The sequence below is a fragment of the Pseudomonas sp. Ps21-P2 genome (genome assembly GCF_039672565.1).
GTDB lineage: Bacteria > Pseudomonadota > Gammaproteobacteria > Pseudomonadales > Pseudomonadaceae > Aquipseudomonas.
Genome location: NZ_JBDFPL010000008.1, coordinates 203,841 through 218,760, shown reverse-complemented (window position 1 = coordinate 218,760; position 14,920 = coordinate 203,841). Strand labels below are relative to the sequence as shown.

The 14,920-nt window shown below is 57.4% G+C and carries 12 protein-coding genes; 3 read left to right on the top strand and 9 right to left on the bottom strand.

What is annotated here, in order from left to right; all coding sequences use genetic code 11:
* Positions 1-183: 183 nt before the first annotated feature.
* The 3 genes from gbcA (at position 184) to ABEH28_RS20790 (ending at position 4,936) form a co-directional block, all read left to right on the top strand.
* Positions 184-1,482 carry a glycine-betaine demethylase subunit GbcA gene (gene gbcA, locus ABEH28_RS20800; RefSeq protein ID WP_192173178.1) on the top strand — a complete coding sequence of 433 codons (1,299 nt, stop codon included), beginning with the start codon at positions 184-186 and terminating at the stop codon, positions 1,480-1,482.
* A 382-nt stretch (positions 1,483-1,864) separates the two neighbouring features.
* The gene (locus ABEH28_RS20795; protein WP_346630961.1) at positions 1,865-3,523 is read left to right on the top strand and encodes an ATP-binding cassette domain-containing protein; all 1,659 of its coding nucleotides are present in this window, start codon (positions 1,865-1,867) and stop codon (positions 3,521-3,523) included.
* Between the two features lie 861 nt (positions 3,524-4,384).
* A complete protein-coding gene (locus tag ABEH28_RS20790) occupies positions 4,385-4,936 on the top strand; it encodes a hypothetical protein (protein WP_346630960.1) in 552 nt (183 codons plus the stop codon).
* A gap of 27 nt (positions 4,937-4,963) precedes the next feature.
* Here ABEH28_RS20790 and ABEH28_RS20785 read toward each other — a convergent pair whose 3' ends face one another.
* The 9 genes from ABEH28_RS20785 to ABEH28_RS20745 all read right to left on the bottom strand — a co-directional run bounded on the left by ABEH28_RS20785 (position 4,964) and on the right by ABEH28_RS20745 (position 14,912).
* Positions 4,964-5,767, bottom strand: coding sequence for an electron transfer flavoprotein subunit beta (locus tag ABEH28_RS20785; RefSeq protein WP_346630959.1), 804 nt, complete (start codon positions 5,765-5,767; stop codon positions 4,964-4,966).
* The gene (locus ABEH28_RS20780; RefSeq protein WP_346630958.1) at positions 5,757-6,977 is read right to left on the bottom strand and encodes an electron transfer flavoprotein subunit alpha/FixB family protein; all 1,221 of its coding nucleotides are present in this window, start codon (positions 6,975-6,977) and stop codon (positions 5,757-5,759) included. The genes ABEH28_RS20785 and ABEH28_RS20780 overlap by 11 nt, the downstream gene beginning before the upstream one ends.
* Complete coding sequence (gene dgcB, locus ABEH28_RS20775) at positions 6,977-8,938, bottom strand: dimethylglycine demethylation protein DgcB (RefSeq protein WP_346630957.1); 1,962 nt, start codon at positions 8,936-8,938, stop codon at positions 6,977-6,979. The genes ABEH28_RS20780 and dgcB overlap by 1 nt, the downstream gene beginning before the upstream one ends.
* Before the next feature lie 161 nt (positions 8,939-9,099).
* The gene (gene dgcA, locus ABEH28_RS20770) at positions 9,100-11,160 is read right to left on the bottom strand and encodes a dimethylglycine demethylation protein DgcA (RefSeq protein ID WP_192173185.1); all 2,061 of its coding nucleotides are present in this window, start codon (positions 11,158-11,160) and stop codon (positions 9,100-9,102) included.
* Positions 11,161-11,175: 15 nt separating this feature from the next.
* On the bottom strand, positions 11,176-11,706 hold the full coding sequence (locus tag ABEH28_RS20765; protein WP_192173186.1) for a 4-vinyl reductase: 531 nt from the start codon (positions 11,704-11,706) through the stop codon (positions 11,176-11,178).
* An 88-nt stretch (positions 11,707-11,794) separates the two neighbouring features.
* Complete coding sequence (locus ABEH28_RS20760; protein ID WP_074886739.1) at positions 11,795-12,772, bottom strand: dipeptidase; 978 nt, start codon at positions 12,770-12,772, stop codon at positions 11,795-11,797.
* 209 nt (positions 12,773-12,981) lie between these two features.
* Positions 12,982-13,398 carry a hypothetical protein gene (locus tag ABEH28_RS20755; RefSeq protein ID WP_346630956.1) on the bottom strand — a complete coding sequence of 139 codons (417 nt, stop codon included), beginning with the start codon at positions 13,396-13,398 and terminating at the stop codon, positions 12,982-12,984.
* 180 nt (positions 13,399-13,578) lie between these two features.
* On the bottom strand, positions 13,579-13,956 hold the full coding sequence (locus ABEH28_RS20750; RefSeq protein WP_108121072.1) for a hypothetical protein: 378 nt from the start codon (positions 13,954-13,956) through the stop codon (positions 13,579-13,581).
* The gene (locus ABEH28_RS20745) at positions 13,953-14,912 is read right to left on the bottom strand and encodes a hypothetical protein (protein WP_346630955.1); all 960 of its coding nucleotides are present in this window, start codon (positions 14,910-14,912) and stop codon (positions 13,953-13,955) included. Before ABEH28_RS20745 ends, ABEH28_RS20750 begins: the two co-directional genes overlap by 4 nt.
* Between the last annotated feature and the right edge of the window lie 8 nt (positions 14,913-14,920).

Sequence of the window (14,920 nt, the reverse complement as noted above, 5' to 3'; positions counted from 1 at the left end):
CCATGTCGCCCATGGATAAGGTTCAGGTCGCGCCCGGCTCCACACTCGCCGTCAATTCATTACAGATTCTTTATCCATCGGCCTGAGCGTCAGAAATCACTGCCGCCTCGCGTGCTTCGCTACACACCCACCGTATCAGCCACATTCGTAGACTGCGCAAAGCGCGGCCTGAGGACTTGAAAGATGGACGTCACCGCAACTCTGAGCTTGGGCGATCCGCTGGAACCTGCGCGCAAGGCGACTGCCGAGATGCTGCATACCCGCGAGCGGACTTACTCGCTGCCGCAGCCTTTCTACAGCGATGAGCGGCTGTTTGAAATCGACATGCAGGAAATCTTTCAGAAAGAGTGGCTGATCGCGGGCATGACCTGCGAAGTGCCGGCGAAGGGCAACTTCCTCACCCTTCAAATTGGCAAGAATCCGATCCTGGTCGTGCGTGCGCCAGACGGATCGATCAACGCATTCCATAACGTCTGCCGCCACCGCGGCTCTCGCCTGTGCACCAAGGAAAAAGGCAAAGTCGCCAAACTGGTTTGCCCTTATCACCAGTGGACGTACGAACTCGACGGGCGTCTGCTGTACGCGGGGACCGAGATGGGTGCGGACTTCGACATGAAGCAGTTCGGCCTCAAGCCGGTGCACTGCAAGGTCGCGGGCGGGTACATCTTCATCAGCATGGCGAGCAATCCGCCTGCCATCGACGCGTTCCTGCAGACGCTGAACCACTACATGGAACCGTACGACATGGAAAACACCAAGGTGGCGGTGCAAACCACCTTGATTGAAAAAGCCAACTGGAAGCTGGTGCTGGAAAACAACCGCGAGTGCTACCACTGCAATGCGTCGCACCCCGAACTGCTGAACACCTTGCTGGAGTGGGACGACGTCACTGACCCGCGCGCCGACCAGGCCTTCAAGGACCACGTTGCTGCATCCGCCGCCGCCTGGGAAGCGGAAAAGATTCCCTTCGCCCACGCCAGCTTTGGCCTGCGCAACCGCATCGTGCGCATGCCGCTGCTCAAAGGCACTGTTTCGATGACGATGGACGGCAAGCAAGGCAGCAAAAAACTGATGGGCCGCATCCAGAACCCGGACCTGGGCTCGATGCGCATCCTGCACCTGCCCCATTCGTGGAACCACTGCATGGGCGACCACGTAATCGTGTTCACCGTGTGGCCGGTCAGCGCGCAGGAAACCATGGTCACTACCAAATGGCTGGTGCACAAGGACGCCGTCGAAGGCGTGGACTACGACGTCGCGCGCCTGCGTGAAGTCTGGGACGCCACCAACGACCAGGACCGCCGTCTCGCCGAAGAAAACCAGCGCGGTATCAACTCCGTTGCTTACCAGCCGGGGCCGTATTCGAAGACCTACGAGTTCGGCGTGGTGAACTTCATCGACTGGTACAGCGCCAAATTGCTGGAAAACATGGGCGCGGAACCGGCTTCGTATTTGAAGGGCGTGGCGGTTAACCACGAGTAGGGTTTTACCTGTCGGATTTGGACTGACACCTTCGCGGGCAACCGCGTTTCTACAGACATTCGAGCTGTAGGAGCGCGCTTGCCCGCGCTGCGTTTTTTTGGGGGTGGAATGAGCGGAAGTTTGAGTAAGGGCTCAGCAGGGTGCTCGCAGCAGCTGTGTCTAGTCAGCCCGAATTTCCTACACCGAAGCGTTAATCAATTCAGAGACTTATGCAGGTCAGCCTACAACACAGCCGAAGCAGCCTACAGAACGATCAGAAGTTTCACCTCAGCAATCTATGTGAATGACGATCAACGCCTGCTATCAGTACAGCACTCGCAACGAATGACGGGCCGTTTGAAAACGCTCATCACGACGTGTGCTTCCTGAGGTAAATATGCGGATGATGGAATTTATCAGTGAAACACTAAGTTCCAGGAAAAGACTGTTCATAAGCGCCACCGCCCTTACCGTTCTATTGAAGCTGGCCACCCTAGCGCCCGCCCTGTTGCTGGGGAAGATTATTGATAACCTCTCTGCCGCAGAAGATGTCGCTTCACTCACCCTTAGCGATTTACTGATTGTTCTTTGTGGCGCTGTGCTGCTGCAGTCCGTGTTGCACCCGCTTCAGACTTATCAACTGGTGAAGCTCGTGCAGACAACCCTGGTAGACCTCTCCACTGAATGGTCTGAAAAAATACTGGGCAAAGAGTTTGAGCAATTTTCGTCCCTCCGAATTGGCGGCCTCATCAAATCCGTGGAGCGAGGAATAACTGCCCACGAGAAGTTTCTGATTTTTTTTATCACATCAGGGTTCCCGCTGCTGATTGAACTGGCTTTGATCGCGATCATCTTTGCCTACTTGGGCGGCGCACTGATGTTCACCACCCTGCTGGGTATTTCTGTCGGCTACATACTGCTATACCACCAGTTGATCTGCTGGCGGCGTTCTTATCTGGTTGCCGTCAATGATGAAGAAGACAGGGTGTCGTCCAGGCTATTCGAAACCCTGCAAGCCGGCAAAATCCTGAAGCTCGAACAGGCTTGCGGCCTCGCCATGAAGCCGCTTCGTCAGAGCTACACGGAGTACGCACATGCGGCAACACGAGTGGCAAGTACCGGTGCTGTTCTCAGCTCGATCAAAGTGTTGTACATCGGGCTGTCCACGGCCGGGCTGCTTGCCTGGGGCGTCAGTGATCAGGCTTCCCTATCCCCACGTTTGTCTGTTGGGGAGCTGGTCGCGGTATTTTCGCTGGCGGGCATGTTTCTCAGTAATTGCAGCGCTTTGGCAGAGGCCTATCGGGCACTGGATCAGTTTTCGGTAGACAGACAGAGGCTTCTGCAAATCTTGTCACTGGAGGATCTTGTAGAGGTACCGCAAGAACCTTTACCTGAACCGTTATCAAGACTGGAATTGGTCGCAGTTGCTCAGGTAACGAACTGTGAGCTGCATTTCACGCCTGACCAATCCGTTGCGATCATCGGGCCCAGTGGTGCCGGCAAAAGCACGCTTTTAGACACGATGGCCGGAACGCTGAAAACACTCCGGCACGCCCTTTCTATAAATGGCAGGACATTACGAGGGTGCGACATTCAGACGTATCTGGATCGGGTTCGCTACTGTCCTCAAGACCCAGTGTTTCTTGAAGGCACATTCAAACACTCTGTGCTCTTGGATCAACCCATGTCAGACCACCTCCCCCGAATCCTTGACGATCTTGGCGTGGCACACCTGGCCGCCTACCGATCAATAGCTGAAGGCGCAGTAAACATTTCCGGAGGCGAAGCAAAGCGACTTTCACTGCTCCGGCTAATCAATCGCCCTGGAGATTTCAACTTGTTCGACGAGCCAACATCGGCTCTGGATCAGGAAACTGCCCTGGGTGTGTGGAGCACTCTGTTCGAGCACTTCCATAAAAGGGGGCTGGTGTGCGCTACCCACGACATGACTGCGCTGTCCCGTTTCGATCGTGTGATTGTGTTGAAAAACGGCGAGGTCATTGCAGACGGCCCCTGGAGCGAATTGCAAAACGACGGGGTCGTTGCGCAGGCGCTGGCGTAGATACGAGGCTGTTGAACCAAACGGCGAGGCTCATCACCTCCGTGCCGATTGAGGAGTTTTACAACGCCGTCAGGTTTGAGGATTTGGAGGCATTAGCGCGATTCAATGCCGCTTCGTCATTGTTTAGCGCGAATCGTTGATCATTTTTTGAGCATATCGCTCAACGCGCCGGATTCAGGGGCCCAACCCTGACCGCGAACATGTTATCCACAGAAGCACCAACAGCCTATGTGCGTAAGTCTCCCCATCGCTGTGGAAAAGCGCGCAATGGGCGTAATAATGACGGTCAGAGACGCAAACGGACGCGCTAGACCTGTTATTGGTTAAAATTTGATCACCACTCCACAGACCACGGAATACAGGGGCTACAGCTAATCACAAACATCTTATCCACACGCCCGCACACAGAGAATGTGGGTAAGAACACGGACCGCGAGGCCTGGCTTGTGGAAAAAACCTATAAGAATCCGCGGGATAGAGCGATCAAAAATTGACCACCTGCCTGAAAGCCACGGTCAACATGGTCTGTAGCAATGGCCGAACAGTTTATCCACAGGCGGATCAACAGCGATTGTGGGTAATACTGAAACTTACAAACCGAATCAGACGCGTCTGACATTCATATCTTTTTCTGAGCGTTAAACTGCCGCCCATCATCGATTTGGAGTGGCCAAGAATGACATCAAGAGTCCGGTTTTCTGAGCAGGTTGTCGTACGGGCAAACGCTCAGCTCATAGAACAACGCGGACGGCCCACCCGTCTTCCGCGGGAGCTGCTGGGTATCGTGACCTACAGACCCCGAACGCTTCAGGAGATTAAAAGCGCATTCGCCTCCGCCTACGCAAAAATGCAGCGAACCTGATGACCATGGCGAGAGGAGGCTACAACTACATCTACAAGGAACTGGTCGCTGACGAGAGCGACATTCTGGGCAAACTCGCTTATTCGAGCTACAAGCGGCAGAAAATCGAGTACATCCAGGCTTTCATCGCGAAGCACGGAGAGGAGCCGAAAGACTCCGATCTAACGGCTTTCCATGACATCAGCAACAACGCTTCGCAGCTGGATGTTTACAGAAACCAGGCGGCCCAGTTGGCAGTGAGTTTTCTGGAAACATCATTCGCGAATGAAGCAAAAGAGCTTGAGGAGCTGTACTCAGCCAAGGCGAATAACGAGATCCGATCATTCAGACCCGGATTCTGGTCAGGTGTGTCTCAAAGCGTCGTTGGCTCAGGCTGTTTCGTCCTGCTGGTTGGGTGCTTGGTGTTCTTTACCTGGAGCCTCAAACAAGGACCTCGGCAGGTCATTGAACACGTTTTCGATGTGGCGATTATTGATGTCCCATTAGCGGAGCAAGCCGTTGAAAGCCGGTTGCCCGAGGAATCACCTCCAAATGAAAAAGGCGCCACTTAGGACGCCTTCCTCAATGCTGAAACCCACTCAGCGAACCACCCCCTCCTCCACCAACAATTTCAAAATCGCCGCAGCCCCCTCCTGAGCAGTCACCCCTTTGAGCACCTGCCCACCGCCTCCGCTCGCTTTTGCCGTGGCGGCTTTCATACGATCAGCGCCGCTTTTCGCTTTGATGACCTTCAAGCGTTTTGGCCGAGGTTTCGCGGGCGTCAGCTCTGCGCCGGTGAACACTTCGTCGATGACCACCTCGATCTCTTCCACATCCAGCAGACCCCGTTGCGCCGGGCCGTAAGCGCTTTGCCGCGGTTTCGGGGCGGCGTTATCCACAGTTGCCAGGAACGGCAATCGGACCTTGAGTCGACGGCGCTGACCACGCGGGAGCGCCTGCAGCACCTGGGCGCTGCCGTTGCTCATGGACTCGACCTCGGCCAGGCCCACCACCAGCGGCCAGCCGAGCGTTTCGGCTAGCAAATACGGGAGCATGCCGGACCCTTCGCCCGTCTCGGCCTGATTGCCGGTCAGTACCAGCTGCACGCCCGACTCGCGAATGTAATCCGTCAGCCCAGGCAACGCGTCCGCACCCGGCGGCTGAGCCAGCACATGAAGCTCATCCACGCCCATGCCCAGATAGCCACGTAATGCGGGTTCTTCGGCATCACCCGCATGTAATACGTGCAAGTTATCCCCAGCCAGTTGCAAACCCAGCTCAACGGCACGGGCATCCTGCTCGGCACGACGCGGCCGTCCCGACGTCGGGTGCGCACCGACGGAGACCAGGCTGATTACGTGCAGCGCACCTTTATCCACAGAGAACTCCATTTCAGGCTGCATCGCGCTTTGCCCCATTCCGGTAACTGTCGACCGCTTCAATCAGCGCTTCGAGAATGGCGGAGCTCTCTCCGATCACCGATAGATCGGCCCGCTTGATCATGTCGCAGGTCGGATCGAGGTTGATCGCCACGACCTTGTCGCAGGCACCAATGCCCTGCAAATGCTGGATCGCGCCGGAAATCCCTACCGCCACGTACACCCGGGCAGTGACCCAAGTGCCCGACGCACCGACTTGGCGATCCCGGGTCATGAAGCCATCGTCGACGGCCACACGGGAAGCGCCTTCAGTTGCGCCCAACGCGACGGCGGTGCGGTGAAACAACGACCAATCCTTGACCCCGTTACCACCCGAAAATATGAATTCAGCTTCGGACATGGGGATAAGTGCGGGATCGACCGCCACAGCGCCAAGGTCTTCGATGCGCGGCAAGCTGCGCGCGACAGCTGTGGATAACTCGACGGGCAGTACTTCGTGCCGGGTCTCACTGACCGGTTCGGCGCATTCCGCCTGGGCGAGGATCAAGCGTGACACGGGACGCAACAGGTCTTGCGCACCAGCGCCTGCACGACCGATGCACTGTTCGCCAGCCACTTGCCAGACGCGTGTCGACGGTCGCTCACCCAGACTGGCCGCAAAACGGCGACCCAATTCTCCCCCGCCGTTTCGGCTGTCAGGCAGCAACCAGTGATGGGGGTCGAACTGGTTATCCACAGCCCGCAAACCTTGCACACGTTGCTCGGGGGAATAGCCAGTGAACGCATTGCCTTCCAATATCAACAGACGATCGACGCCAGCGGTGTCGAACGCCGTCTCTTTGTGCTCGCCAAAAATCACCGCCAGGACAGCGCCCTCGTTGCCCGCCAGCCCATGGGCCAAGCCCAGCAGGTCTCGGTCGTGGCTGCTCAAACGGCCACCGACCATGTCGGGCACCACAGCGATGTAGAAGGCTGGCGTCGCAATCCGATGCAGCGGCAATTGCACGTCCACCGATGCCGAGCGTTTGACCGCGCCGCCTTGCTGCGCCCCGCTTCGGTCGATGCGTTTGACGCCGTTGGGACCGATAAAACCGACGCCATGCACGTTTTTACGAAGCACCCCGTTGGGGCCCATCCAGCTGGTTTGCGCCGGTTGCATGGCAGCGTGCAGAGGATGCAGCCGGTTTCGTGCAATCCATTCAGCGCGTGGGTCACGGCGGATAATGTCGCTCATCAATGCGCCTCCGCAGGTTCACGTCGGGCCGCTGCCGGTTTTACAGGTGCGGTTTCCTCAAGCAGTGCATCAGCAACGAGTTCGGCGATGTCCTTGATCATCGGTCGCGGCTCGACCACGCCTTCGAGCATCGCGGTGCACTGCGGACAACCCACGGCCACCAGCTCGGCGCCGGTCTCGCGGATGTCATCCATGCGCATGTCAGGGATCCGCTGCTTGCCCGGAATGTCGGTGATCGGCGCGCCGCCACCGCCGCCGCAGCAACGTGAGCGGAAACCGGACCGCACCATTTCCTTGACCTCGATGCCCAGCGCACGCAGCACATCGCGCGGCGCCTGGTACTCGCCGTTGTAACGCCCGAGGTAGCAAGGATCGTGATAGGTGACGCTGGCGCCTTTGTGCTGCCCCAGATTCAATGCGCCGTTGCCGATCAGCTCGGCAAGATATGTGCTGTGATGCTGTACGACGTAGTGACCGTCGAACGCACCGTATTCGTTTTTCAGAACATGAAAGCTGTGCGGGTCGCAGGTGACGATGCGCTTGAAGTCGTACTGGGCCAGCGTCTGAATATTGCGTCTGGCGAGCATCTGAAAGGTAGCTTCATCGCCCAGGCGACGGGCCACATCGCCGCTGTCGCGCTCTTCCAGACCCAGCACGGCGAAGTCGACGTTTGCGGCTTTCAGCACTTTGACGAAGGCGCGCAAGGTGCGCTGATTGCGCATGTCGAAGGCGCCATCGCCAACCCAGAACAGCACGTCCACGGTTTTCTTGTGGCTCATGACGTCAAGGCTCAGGTCGGCCGCCCAGTTCATGCGTCCGCCCGGCGCGAAGCCGCCCGGGTTGTCCGTCGCAATGAGGTTTTCCAGGACCTCGGCGCCCTTGTTGGGGGTGGCGCCTTTTTCAAGGGTCAGATGACGGCGCATGTCGACGATGGCGTCCACGTGCTCGATCATCATTGGGCACTCTTCCACGCAGGCCCGGCAGGTCGTGCACGACCACAGGGTGTCGGCGTCGACCAGCCCGTTGACGATGGGTTGATGGGGATTGCCGCCATGCTCGCCAATGGGTTTGCCCTGACCGTCGAGGGACGGGTAAGGGCTGCCGGCGAAATGGGCATCGGTGCCACCCGCCAGCCCGACGACCATGTCTTGAATCAGCTTTTTCGGATTCAGCGGCTGGCCGGCAGCGAAGGCCGGGCAGGCAGCTTCACACTTGCCGCACTGCACGCACGCATCGAAACCGAGCAGCTGATTCCAGGCGAAGTCCTTGGGTTTTTCGACGCCCAGCGGCGCGGTTTTGTCGGTGAGATCGAGGGGCTTCAGCCCCGTAGAGCGGCCGCCGCCGAAGCGCTCCGGGCGGCGGTGCCACGCCAGGTGCAACGCGCCAGCGAAGGCGTGTTTCATTGGGCCGCCCCAGGTCATCCCGAGGAACAATTCGCACACACCCCACAGCACACCGATGCCCAGAATGATCGCCAGCAACCAGCCACCGAAGTTCGCCGGCAGCACGCCCGCGACGGGCAGCGTGACGATAAAGAACGAACCCGAGAACGCCAGTAGGCTTTTCGGGAGGCGCATCCACGGGCCTTTCGACAACCGGCTTGGCGGGTGAAGACGACGCAGGTACATGAAGATTGCGCCCACAAACATCACTGCCGACATCAGCAACAGCGCGTAACCGAGGACGCGGTTATGCAGGCCGAAACCATGAACCAGAATCGCAAGGATGATCGACGCAACCGCGCCGCCCGCCGTGGCCACGTGGGTGTTGGCGATGTATTTGTCCCGCGCAACGACGTGGTGCAGATCGACCATGTAGCGCTTGGGCATCGCCAGCAATCCGCCGAGCAGGTCGACCTTGGCGGCACGCCCGTTGCGCCACAGGCTCACCCGCCGCAACGCGCCAAGGACCGCGAGGCCCAGGGCAGCGAAAAGCAGGATGGGAAGAAGGGTGTTTAACATGTGGAGCTCCCAAAGACTCAGGGTCTTGCAGGTCGGGATGCCTTACTCGATTCCTGTAGGAGTGAGCTTGCTCGCGAAGCCGTACTGACGTTCAACATGGATGTCGACAGACCGGCCGCTTTCGCGAGCAAGCTCACTCCTACAGGGTTGTGTGCCGGCCGCTAGAAATCCTTGCACAGCCTGAGTGCGTCATAGATCGCCGCATGGGTATTGCGCTGTGCCACGCAATCGCCAATGCGGAACAGCAGATACCCGTCACCCGGCTGACTCAACGACGGCTGCGGCTGAATCGCGAACAGGGCATCGATGTCGATCTGGCCTTTGTTGCGCGAACCTTCCTTCATCCCGTAGTAGAGCGCTTCGTCAGGACGCACGCCGTTCTCGACCACCACTTGATCGACTACCCGCTCCTCTTTGGCGCCGGTGTATTCGTTCTCCAGCACCGCGACCAGCTTGTCGCCCTCGCGGTAGACCTTTTCCAGCATCATGTCGCCGGTCATGATCACTTCTTTGGGGTACATGCTGCGGTAGTAGGTCGGGAACGACGTACCACCGATGGCAACGCCGGGCTTGATATCGTCAGTAACGATCTCGACCTGGCAACCTTTGTCCGCCAGGAAATCGGCCGTGGACATCCCGGTGAACTCGCAAATGGTGTCGTAGACCAGCACGTTCTTGCCCGGCGCGACTTTGCCGTCGAGGATGTCCCAACTGCTGACGACCAACCCTTCGGCCGCGCCCCAGTGCTCGTTCTGCTCAATGAACGGATGACCGCCAACCGCCAGCACCACCACATCAGGCCGCAGGTCCATGATGGTCGCGATATCTGCCGCCGTGCCCAAACGCAGATCGACTTTCAAACGCGCCAGCTCCAGCTGAAACCAGCGAGTGATGCCAGCGATCTGATCGCGCTGCGGCGCTTTCGACGCCGTGGTGATCTGTCCGCCGATGGCGTCTTTCTTCTCGAACAAGGTCACGTCATGGCCCCGCTCGGCCGAGACGCGCGCCGCTTCCATCCCCGCGGGCCCTGCGCCGACGATCACCACCTTGCGCTTCACGCCGCTGGTCTTTTCGATGATGTGCGGCACGCCCATGTATTCGCGGGACGTCGCGGCGTTCTGAATGCACAGCACATCCAAACCCTGGTACTGACGGTCGATGCAGTAGTTGGCACCGACGCACTGACGAATCTGATCGACCTGGCCCATTTTGATCTTGGTGATCAGATGCGGGTCGGCGATGTGCGCGCGGGTCATGCCGACCATGTCGACGTAGCCGCCTTCGAGAATGCGGGTCGCCTGATTCGGGTCCTTGATGTTCTGCGCGTGCAGCACTGGCGCCTTGACCACTTCCTTGATCCCGGCCGCCAAATGCAGGAATGGCTCCGGTGGATAACTCATGTTCGGGATGACGTTGGCGAGGGTGTTGTGGGTATCGCACCCCGAACCCACGACCCCGATGAAGTCGATCATGCCGGTCTGGTCGTAATACTTGGCGATCTCTTTCATGTCCTCGTGGCTCAAGCCATCCGGGTGAAATTCGTCGCCGCAGATACGCAGGCCCACGCAGAAATCAGGCCCCACTTCCTTGCGCACTGCCTTGATCACTTCCAGGCCGAAACGCATGCGGTTCTCGAAGCTGCCGCCCCACTCATCGGTGCGCTTGTTGACCCGCGGGCTCCAGAACTGGTCAATCATGTGCTGGTGCACGGCCGACAGCTCGACGCCGTCCAGACCACCGGCCTTGGCCCGTGCCGCCGCGCTGGCGTAGTTGCCGATCACGCGCCAGATTTCTTCCGGCTCGATGGTCTTGCAGGTCGCGCGGTGTACCGGCTCGCGGATGCCCGAAGGCGACAGCAGCGTTGGCCAATGATCGCCGTCCCAGCGGGAGCGACGGCCCATGTGGGTAATCTGGATCATGATCTTGGCGCCGTGCTTGTGCATGGCGTCAGCGAGGTTCTGGAAGTGCGGAATGATCTTGTCGGTCGCCAGGTTGACCGATTTCCACCAGCCCTGCGGGCTGTCGATGGCCACGCTGGACGAGCCGCCGCAAATGGCCAGACCGATGCCGCCCTTGGCTTTCTCCTCGTAGTACTTCACGTAACGGTCGGTGGTCATGCCGCCGTCGGTGGCGTAGACCTCGGCGTGCGCGGTACTCAATACGCGGTTGCGTATGGTCAATTTACCGATCTGAATCGGTTGAAACATCGCTTCGAAAGCCATGACGGAAACCTCGACTTACAACGGCTTGACGACAAACAGGCCGTCGTCGTGGCCTTCTTCCGACCCGCCGTAGACCTGCTCGGCCACGGTGCGGATGTTGCTGCCGCTGGCTTCAAGGACTTGGTCCATGGCGCCGGCAAACCAACCGGTGAACATGTAATCGACCTTGCGCCCCACTTTGCCGTAGACGTAAACGAACGCCGAGTGCTCGAGCTTGACGCTGGCGGTGCCTTTTTCCAGATCGATGTCCTGAATCTTGAACAGGCCCCAACCGCGCTGGGACAGACGATTCATGTAGTGCTCGAACACCGCAACGCCTTCGATGCCATGGCATTCGGCTTCTTTCTCGCACCAGTGCCAGGCGGACTTGTATCCGGCCTTGTAGAGGATTTCGGCGTACGCCTCGGCGCCCAGTACTTCTTCGATGCCCATGTGGTTGTTGACGAAGAAATGGCGCGGCACGTACAGCATCGGCAGGGCGTCGGAGGTCCAGACACCGGTCTCGCTGTCGACTTCGATTGGCAATTGCGGGGCGATCTTGGCCATGGAAACTTAACTCCGGAAAATTCGTGTGGAAGCCCTCTCTGCGATGGGAGAGGGAAAAATTCTTTGATCGGCGAGTGAATCCGGAGGCTTATTCGCCCCAGACATCGCCCAGGATGCGTACCCAGTTTTCGCCCATGATCTTGCGCACCACGCGCTCGGAGTGGCCGCGTTTGAGCAGGGTTTCGGTGAGGTTCGGGAATTCGCCGACGGTGCGGATGCCCAACGGGTTGATGATCTTGCCGAAGTTGGTCAGGCGGCGGGCGTAGCCTTTGTCGTGGGTCAGGTATTCGAAAAATTCCTGGCCGTGGCCCTGGGTGAAGTCAGTGCCGATGCCGATGGCGTCTTCGCCGACGATGTTCATCACGTACTCGATGGCTTCGGCGTAATCGTCGATGGTCGAATCGATACCCTTGGCCAGAAACGGCGCAAACATGGTCACGCCAACAAAGCCGCCGTGATCGGCGATGAACTTCAGCTCGGCGTCGGACTTATTGCGGGGGTGTTCTTTGAGGCCCGAAGGCAGGCAGTGGGAGTAGGTGACAGGCTTTTTCGATTCGAGGATGACTTCCTCAGAAGTCTTCGATCCCACATGGGAGAGGTCACACATGACGCCGACGCGATTCATCTCCGCGACGATTTCACGACCGAAACCTGACAGGCCGCCGTCGCGCTCGTAGCAGCCGGTTCCCACCAGATTCTGGGTGTTGTAGCACATCTGCACGATGCCCACGCCCAGCTGTTTGAATATCTCAACGTAGCCGATCTGGTCCTCGTAAGCATGGGCATTCTGGAAGCCGAACAGGATGCCGGTCTTGCCCAGCTCCTTGGCTTTGCGGATGTCGGCCGTGTTGCGCACCTGAATCACCAGGTCGCTGTTTTCACGAATCAGTTTCTGGCTGGACGCGATGCTATTGACGGTCTGCTGAAAACCTTCCCACACCGAAACTGTGCAGTTGGCCATGGTCAGGCCGCCCTTGCGCATGTCTTCGAACAGCTCACGGTTCCATTTGGCAATGATCAACCCGTCAATGACGATGCTGTCGGCGTGTAATTCGGCTGGGCTCATCAGGCGGTCCCCTGGGGTTCTTTAATGGCCGGAAGGTCTGCCGGCGCTTTGGGGTCAGCATATGCCTGAGAGTCGGAGGAGCCGGGTGCAAAAACGACAGGGGAATTGCCGAAAGCGTCAAGAAACGACAAAGGGCATAGGCATGACGACGCAGCAGGTCCTCACGATGATGCAGCCATTCAGGCAGGGGGGGCGCTCTGGGGCGGAATTCAGAAGTCGGGAAGATACGCCCAAACAAAAAAAACGAGGGTGACTAACGTTGTCAATGTGACTAGAGCCACCTGAGCCAACATCATGTATTTGAATTTTTTTGGGAATGTATCGACCTGCTCCAAGTCGATGGCGCCCAGTTTCAGGAACATTTGGGGCCGAAGGAACATCGCGCTTACGATGGCTAATTTTCTGATATCTCCTAGAAACCCGGTCCCGATCTGGAACAAACTAGAGTCCGTGACCGCTAAACAGTTATCCAGTGATTTATTGATCTTGTTTCGCAGATACAACGTTATCAACACCGTATACAACAGAGTGACTACGAAAAGGATACACATCGTCAAAACGATAAAGTCATGATCCGCAGAATGAATGGCGCCACCATGACGATAGTGTCCGCTTCTAATTATCATAACGACCTCCGGACCGATCGCAAAAAAGCTGCCAGCTACTAATAGCTTCACGCACCCTGCAAATACAACCAAAATACTTATATGCTTACATTAATGATGCCACCCTTTGAAAATAGCTCTCACCAGCGTCGGCTGCTATTTCGGTGCCAATGGAGATATTCTTCAAAGCATATGAAGTCGTTAGAAATCATAAAAGTAGAGCCAGGCACGAAACACCAACATGGCCGTAAAAAAAATGATATTTAGAAAAAACGGCACTACGATCAATAGTTTCCATTTTTTTGGAAAGTCCACTACCTGCCGAACATCAATGACTCCTCGCTTGAGGAACAGCTTAGGGAAAATTAAGATACACGCCACAGTGCCTACCCTATAGACATCTCCGATAAATCCCAAGCCACCAAAAGTGGCCTTGATATCTACAATTATGGAACATCGAGAAAGACGGCTGTCCACCTCGTCCCTTACCCACCAGGTGATGAATAGCAGCACCAATAAGTTCAGGATTCCAGGGATCATTATCGAAGTTGCAACTAGGCCAGGTACGATATCTTTCATTGAGAGACCTCATAGAGTAACTCGCCCGTCATCTCGCCTCCCTTACCTCCTATCTCGCCCCCCAACCAACCCAATATCCCAGCAGTGATGACACCGCAGGCGAGTGCACCCGGACCTGTTGTAAGCCCCAACCCGGTAACGCAAATCACAGTAGCCACTCCCGCGCCGGCCGCAGCGCCCCCCAAATTACCAACCAGCTTACTCCCCTCAACATACTTCGCCTTCGTACACTCATCCTCCCGGCCCGTCGAGCAAGCCGTCTTGATATCAACCGCCGTCGAAGCTGTATCGAGAACTATCCCCACATAAGCTCCTCTTTTTATTAGCTTCGCCGCTTTGGCAATGCCGCTCATTTTTTCGGCGTAGTGTCTGATCTCGCCAGTGTGCAGGTAGCTTTTAGTTGAGATCCCCAGCATTCGCCGGATTGAGCCTGTGTTCCGCAGTCCTGCTCCCAGACTAAGAAAGCCTTTCAGCAGCTTTTCGAGTTTGTCGAAAAGCTGGCGGCGTTTGGTATAGAACAGATTTCGTTCGATCAGGGTTCCCGAGGCCATGTGTTGCTTATGCAGGGCATCGATGCTGTCGAGCGTGGTCTTGATCTGCTCCAGATGCTTTTCCCAAGCGTCAGCAGCCATTCCGATACCGATTGAGGTATTGCCAAGTAGCCGCGTGATGAGTTCGTGGTTGGCCACGATGAAGTCGTCGCCTCCTGCGTCGTTATCGATGAGGCCCTGATGGGTCATCGTAGCAAGCCTCATGAGTTCGGCTTCTTCAGACGTACACGCAGAGGTTAGATCATCGGGGACGATGACGATTTCTCCCGCCGCTACGGTGGAATTGCGGATGTGGGCATTAAGCACATCGAATTTATCAGCCGCGCGGCGTCCCAAGGGCAGTTTTGCCTTGATAGAAAAATAGGTCTGCATCTGATCATTGATGAAGCTGTAAGGCCGCGACATAGACGACC

What these genes read in the sequence shown, in the direction of transcription:
- gbcA (WP_192173178.1), top strand. Translation starts at nt 184, where the DNA reads ATGGACGTCACCGCAACTCTGAGCTTGGGCGATCCGCTGGAACCTGCG.
- ABEH28_RS20795 (WP_346630961.1), top strand. Translation starts at nt 1,865, where the DNA reads ATGATGGAATTTATCAGTGAAACACTAAGTTCCAGGAAAAGACTGTTC.
- ABEH28_RS20790 (WP_346630960.1), top strand. Translation starts at nt 4,385, where the DNA reads ATGACCATGGCGAGAGGAGGCTACAACTACATCTACAAGGAACTGGTC.
- ABEH28_RS20785 (WP_346630959.1), bottom strand. Translation starts at nt 5,767, where the DNA reads ATGCAGCCTGAAATGGAGTTCTCTGTGGATAAAGGTGCGCTGCACGTA.
- ABEH28_RS20780 (WP_346630958.1), bottom strand. Translation starts at nt 6,977, where the DNA reads ATGAGCGACATTATCCGCCGTGACCCACGCGCTGAATGGATTGCACGA.
- dgcB (WP_346630957.1), bottom strand. Translation starts at nt 8,938, where the DNA reads ATGTTAAACACCCTTCTTCCCATCCTGCTTTTCGCTGCCCTGGGCCTC.
- dgcA (WP_192173185.1), bottom strand. Translation starts at nt 11,160, where the DNA reads ATGGCTTTCGAAGCGATGTTTCAACCGATTCAGATCGGTAAATTGACC.
- ABEH28_RS20765 (WP_192173186.1), bottom strand. Translation starts at nt 11,706, where the DNA reads ATGGCCAAGATCGCCCCGCAATTGCCAATCGAAGTCGACAGCGAGACC.
- ABEH28_RS20760 (WP_074886739.1), bottom strand. Translation starts at nt 12,772, where the DNA reads ATGAGCCCAGCCGAATTACACGCCGACAGCATCGTCATTGACGGGTTG.
- ABEH28_RS20755 (WP_346630956.1), bottom strand. Translation starts at nt 13,398, where the DNA reads ATGATAATTAGAAGCGGACACTATCGTCATGGTGGCGCCATTCATTCT.
- ABEH28_RS20750 (WP_108121072.1), bottom strand. Translation starts at nt 13,956, where the DNA reads ATGAAAGATATCGTACCTGGCCTAGTTGCAACTTCGATAATGATCCCT.
- ABEH28_RS20745 (WP_346630955.1), bottom strand. Translation starts at nt 14,912, where the DNA reads ATGTCGCGGCCTTACAGCTTCATCAATGATCAGATGCAGACCTATTTT.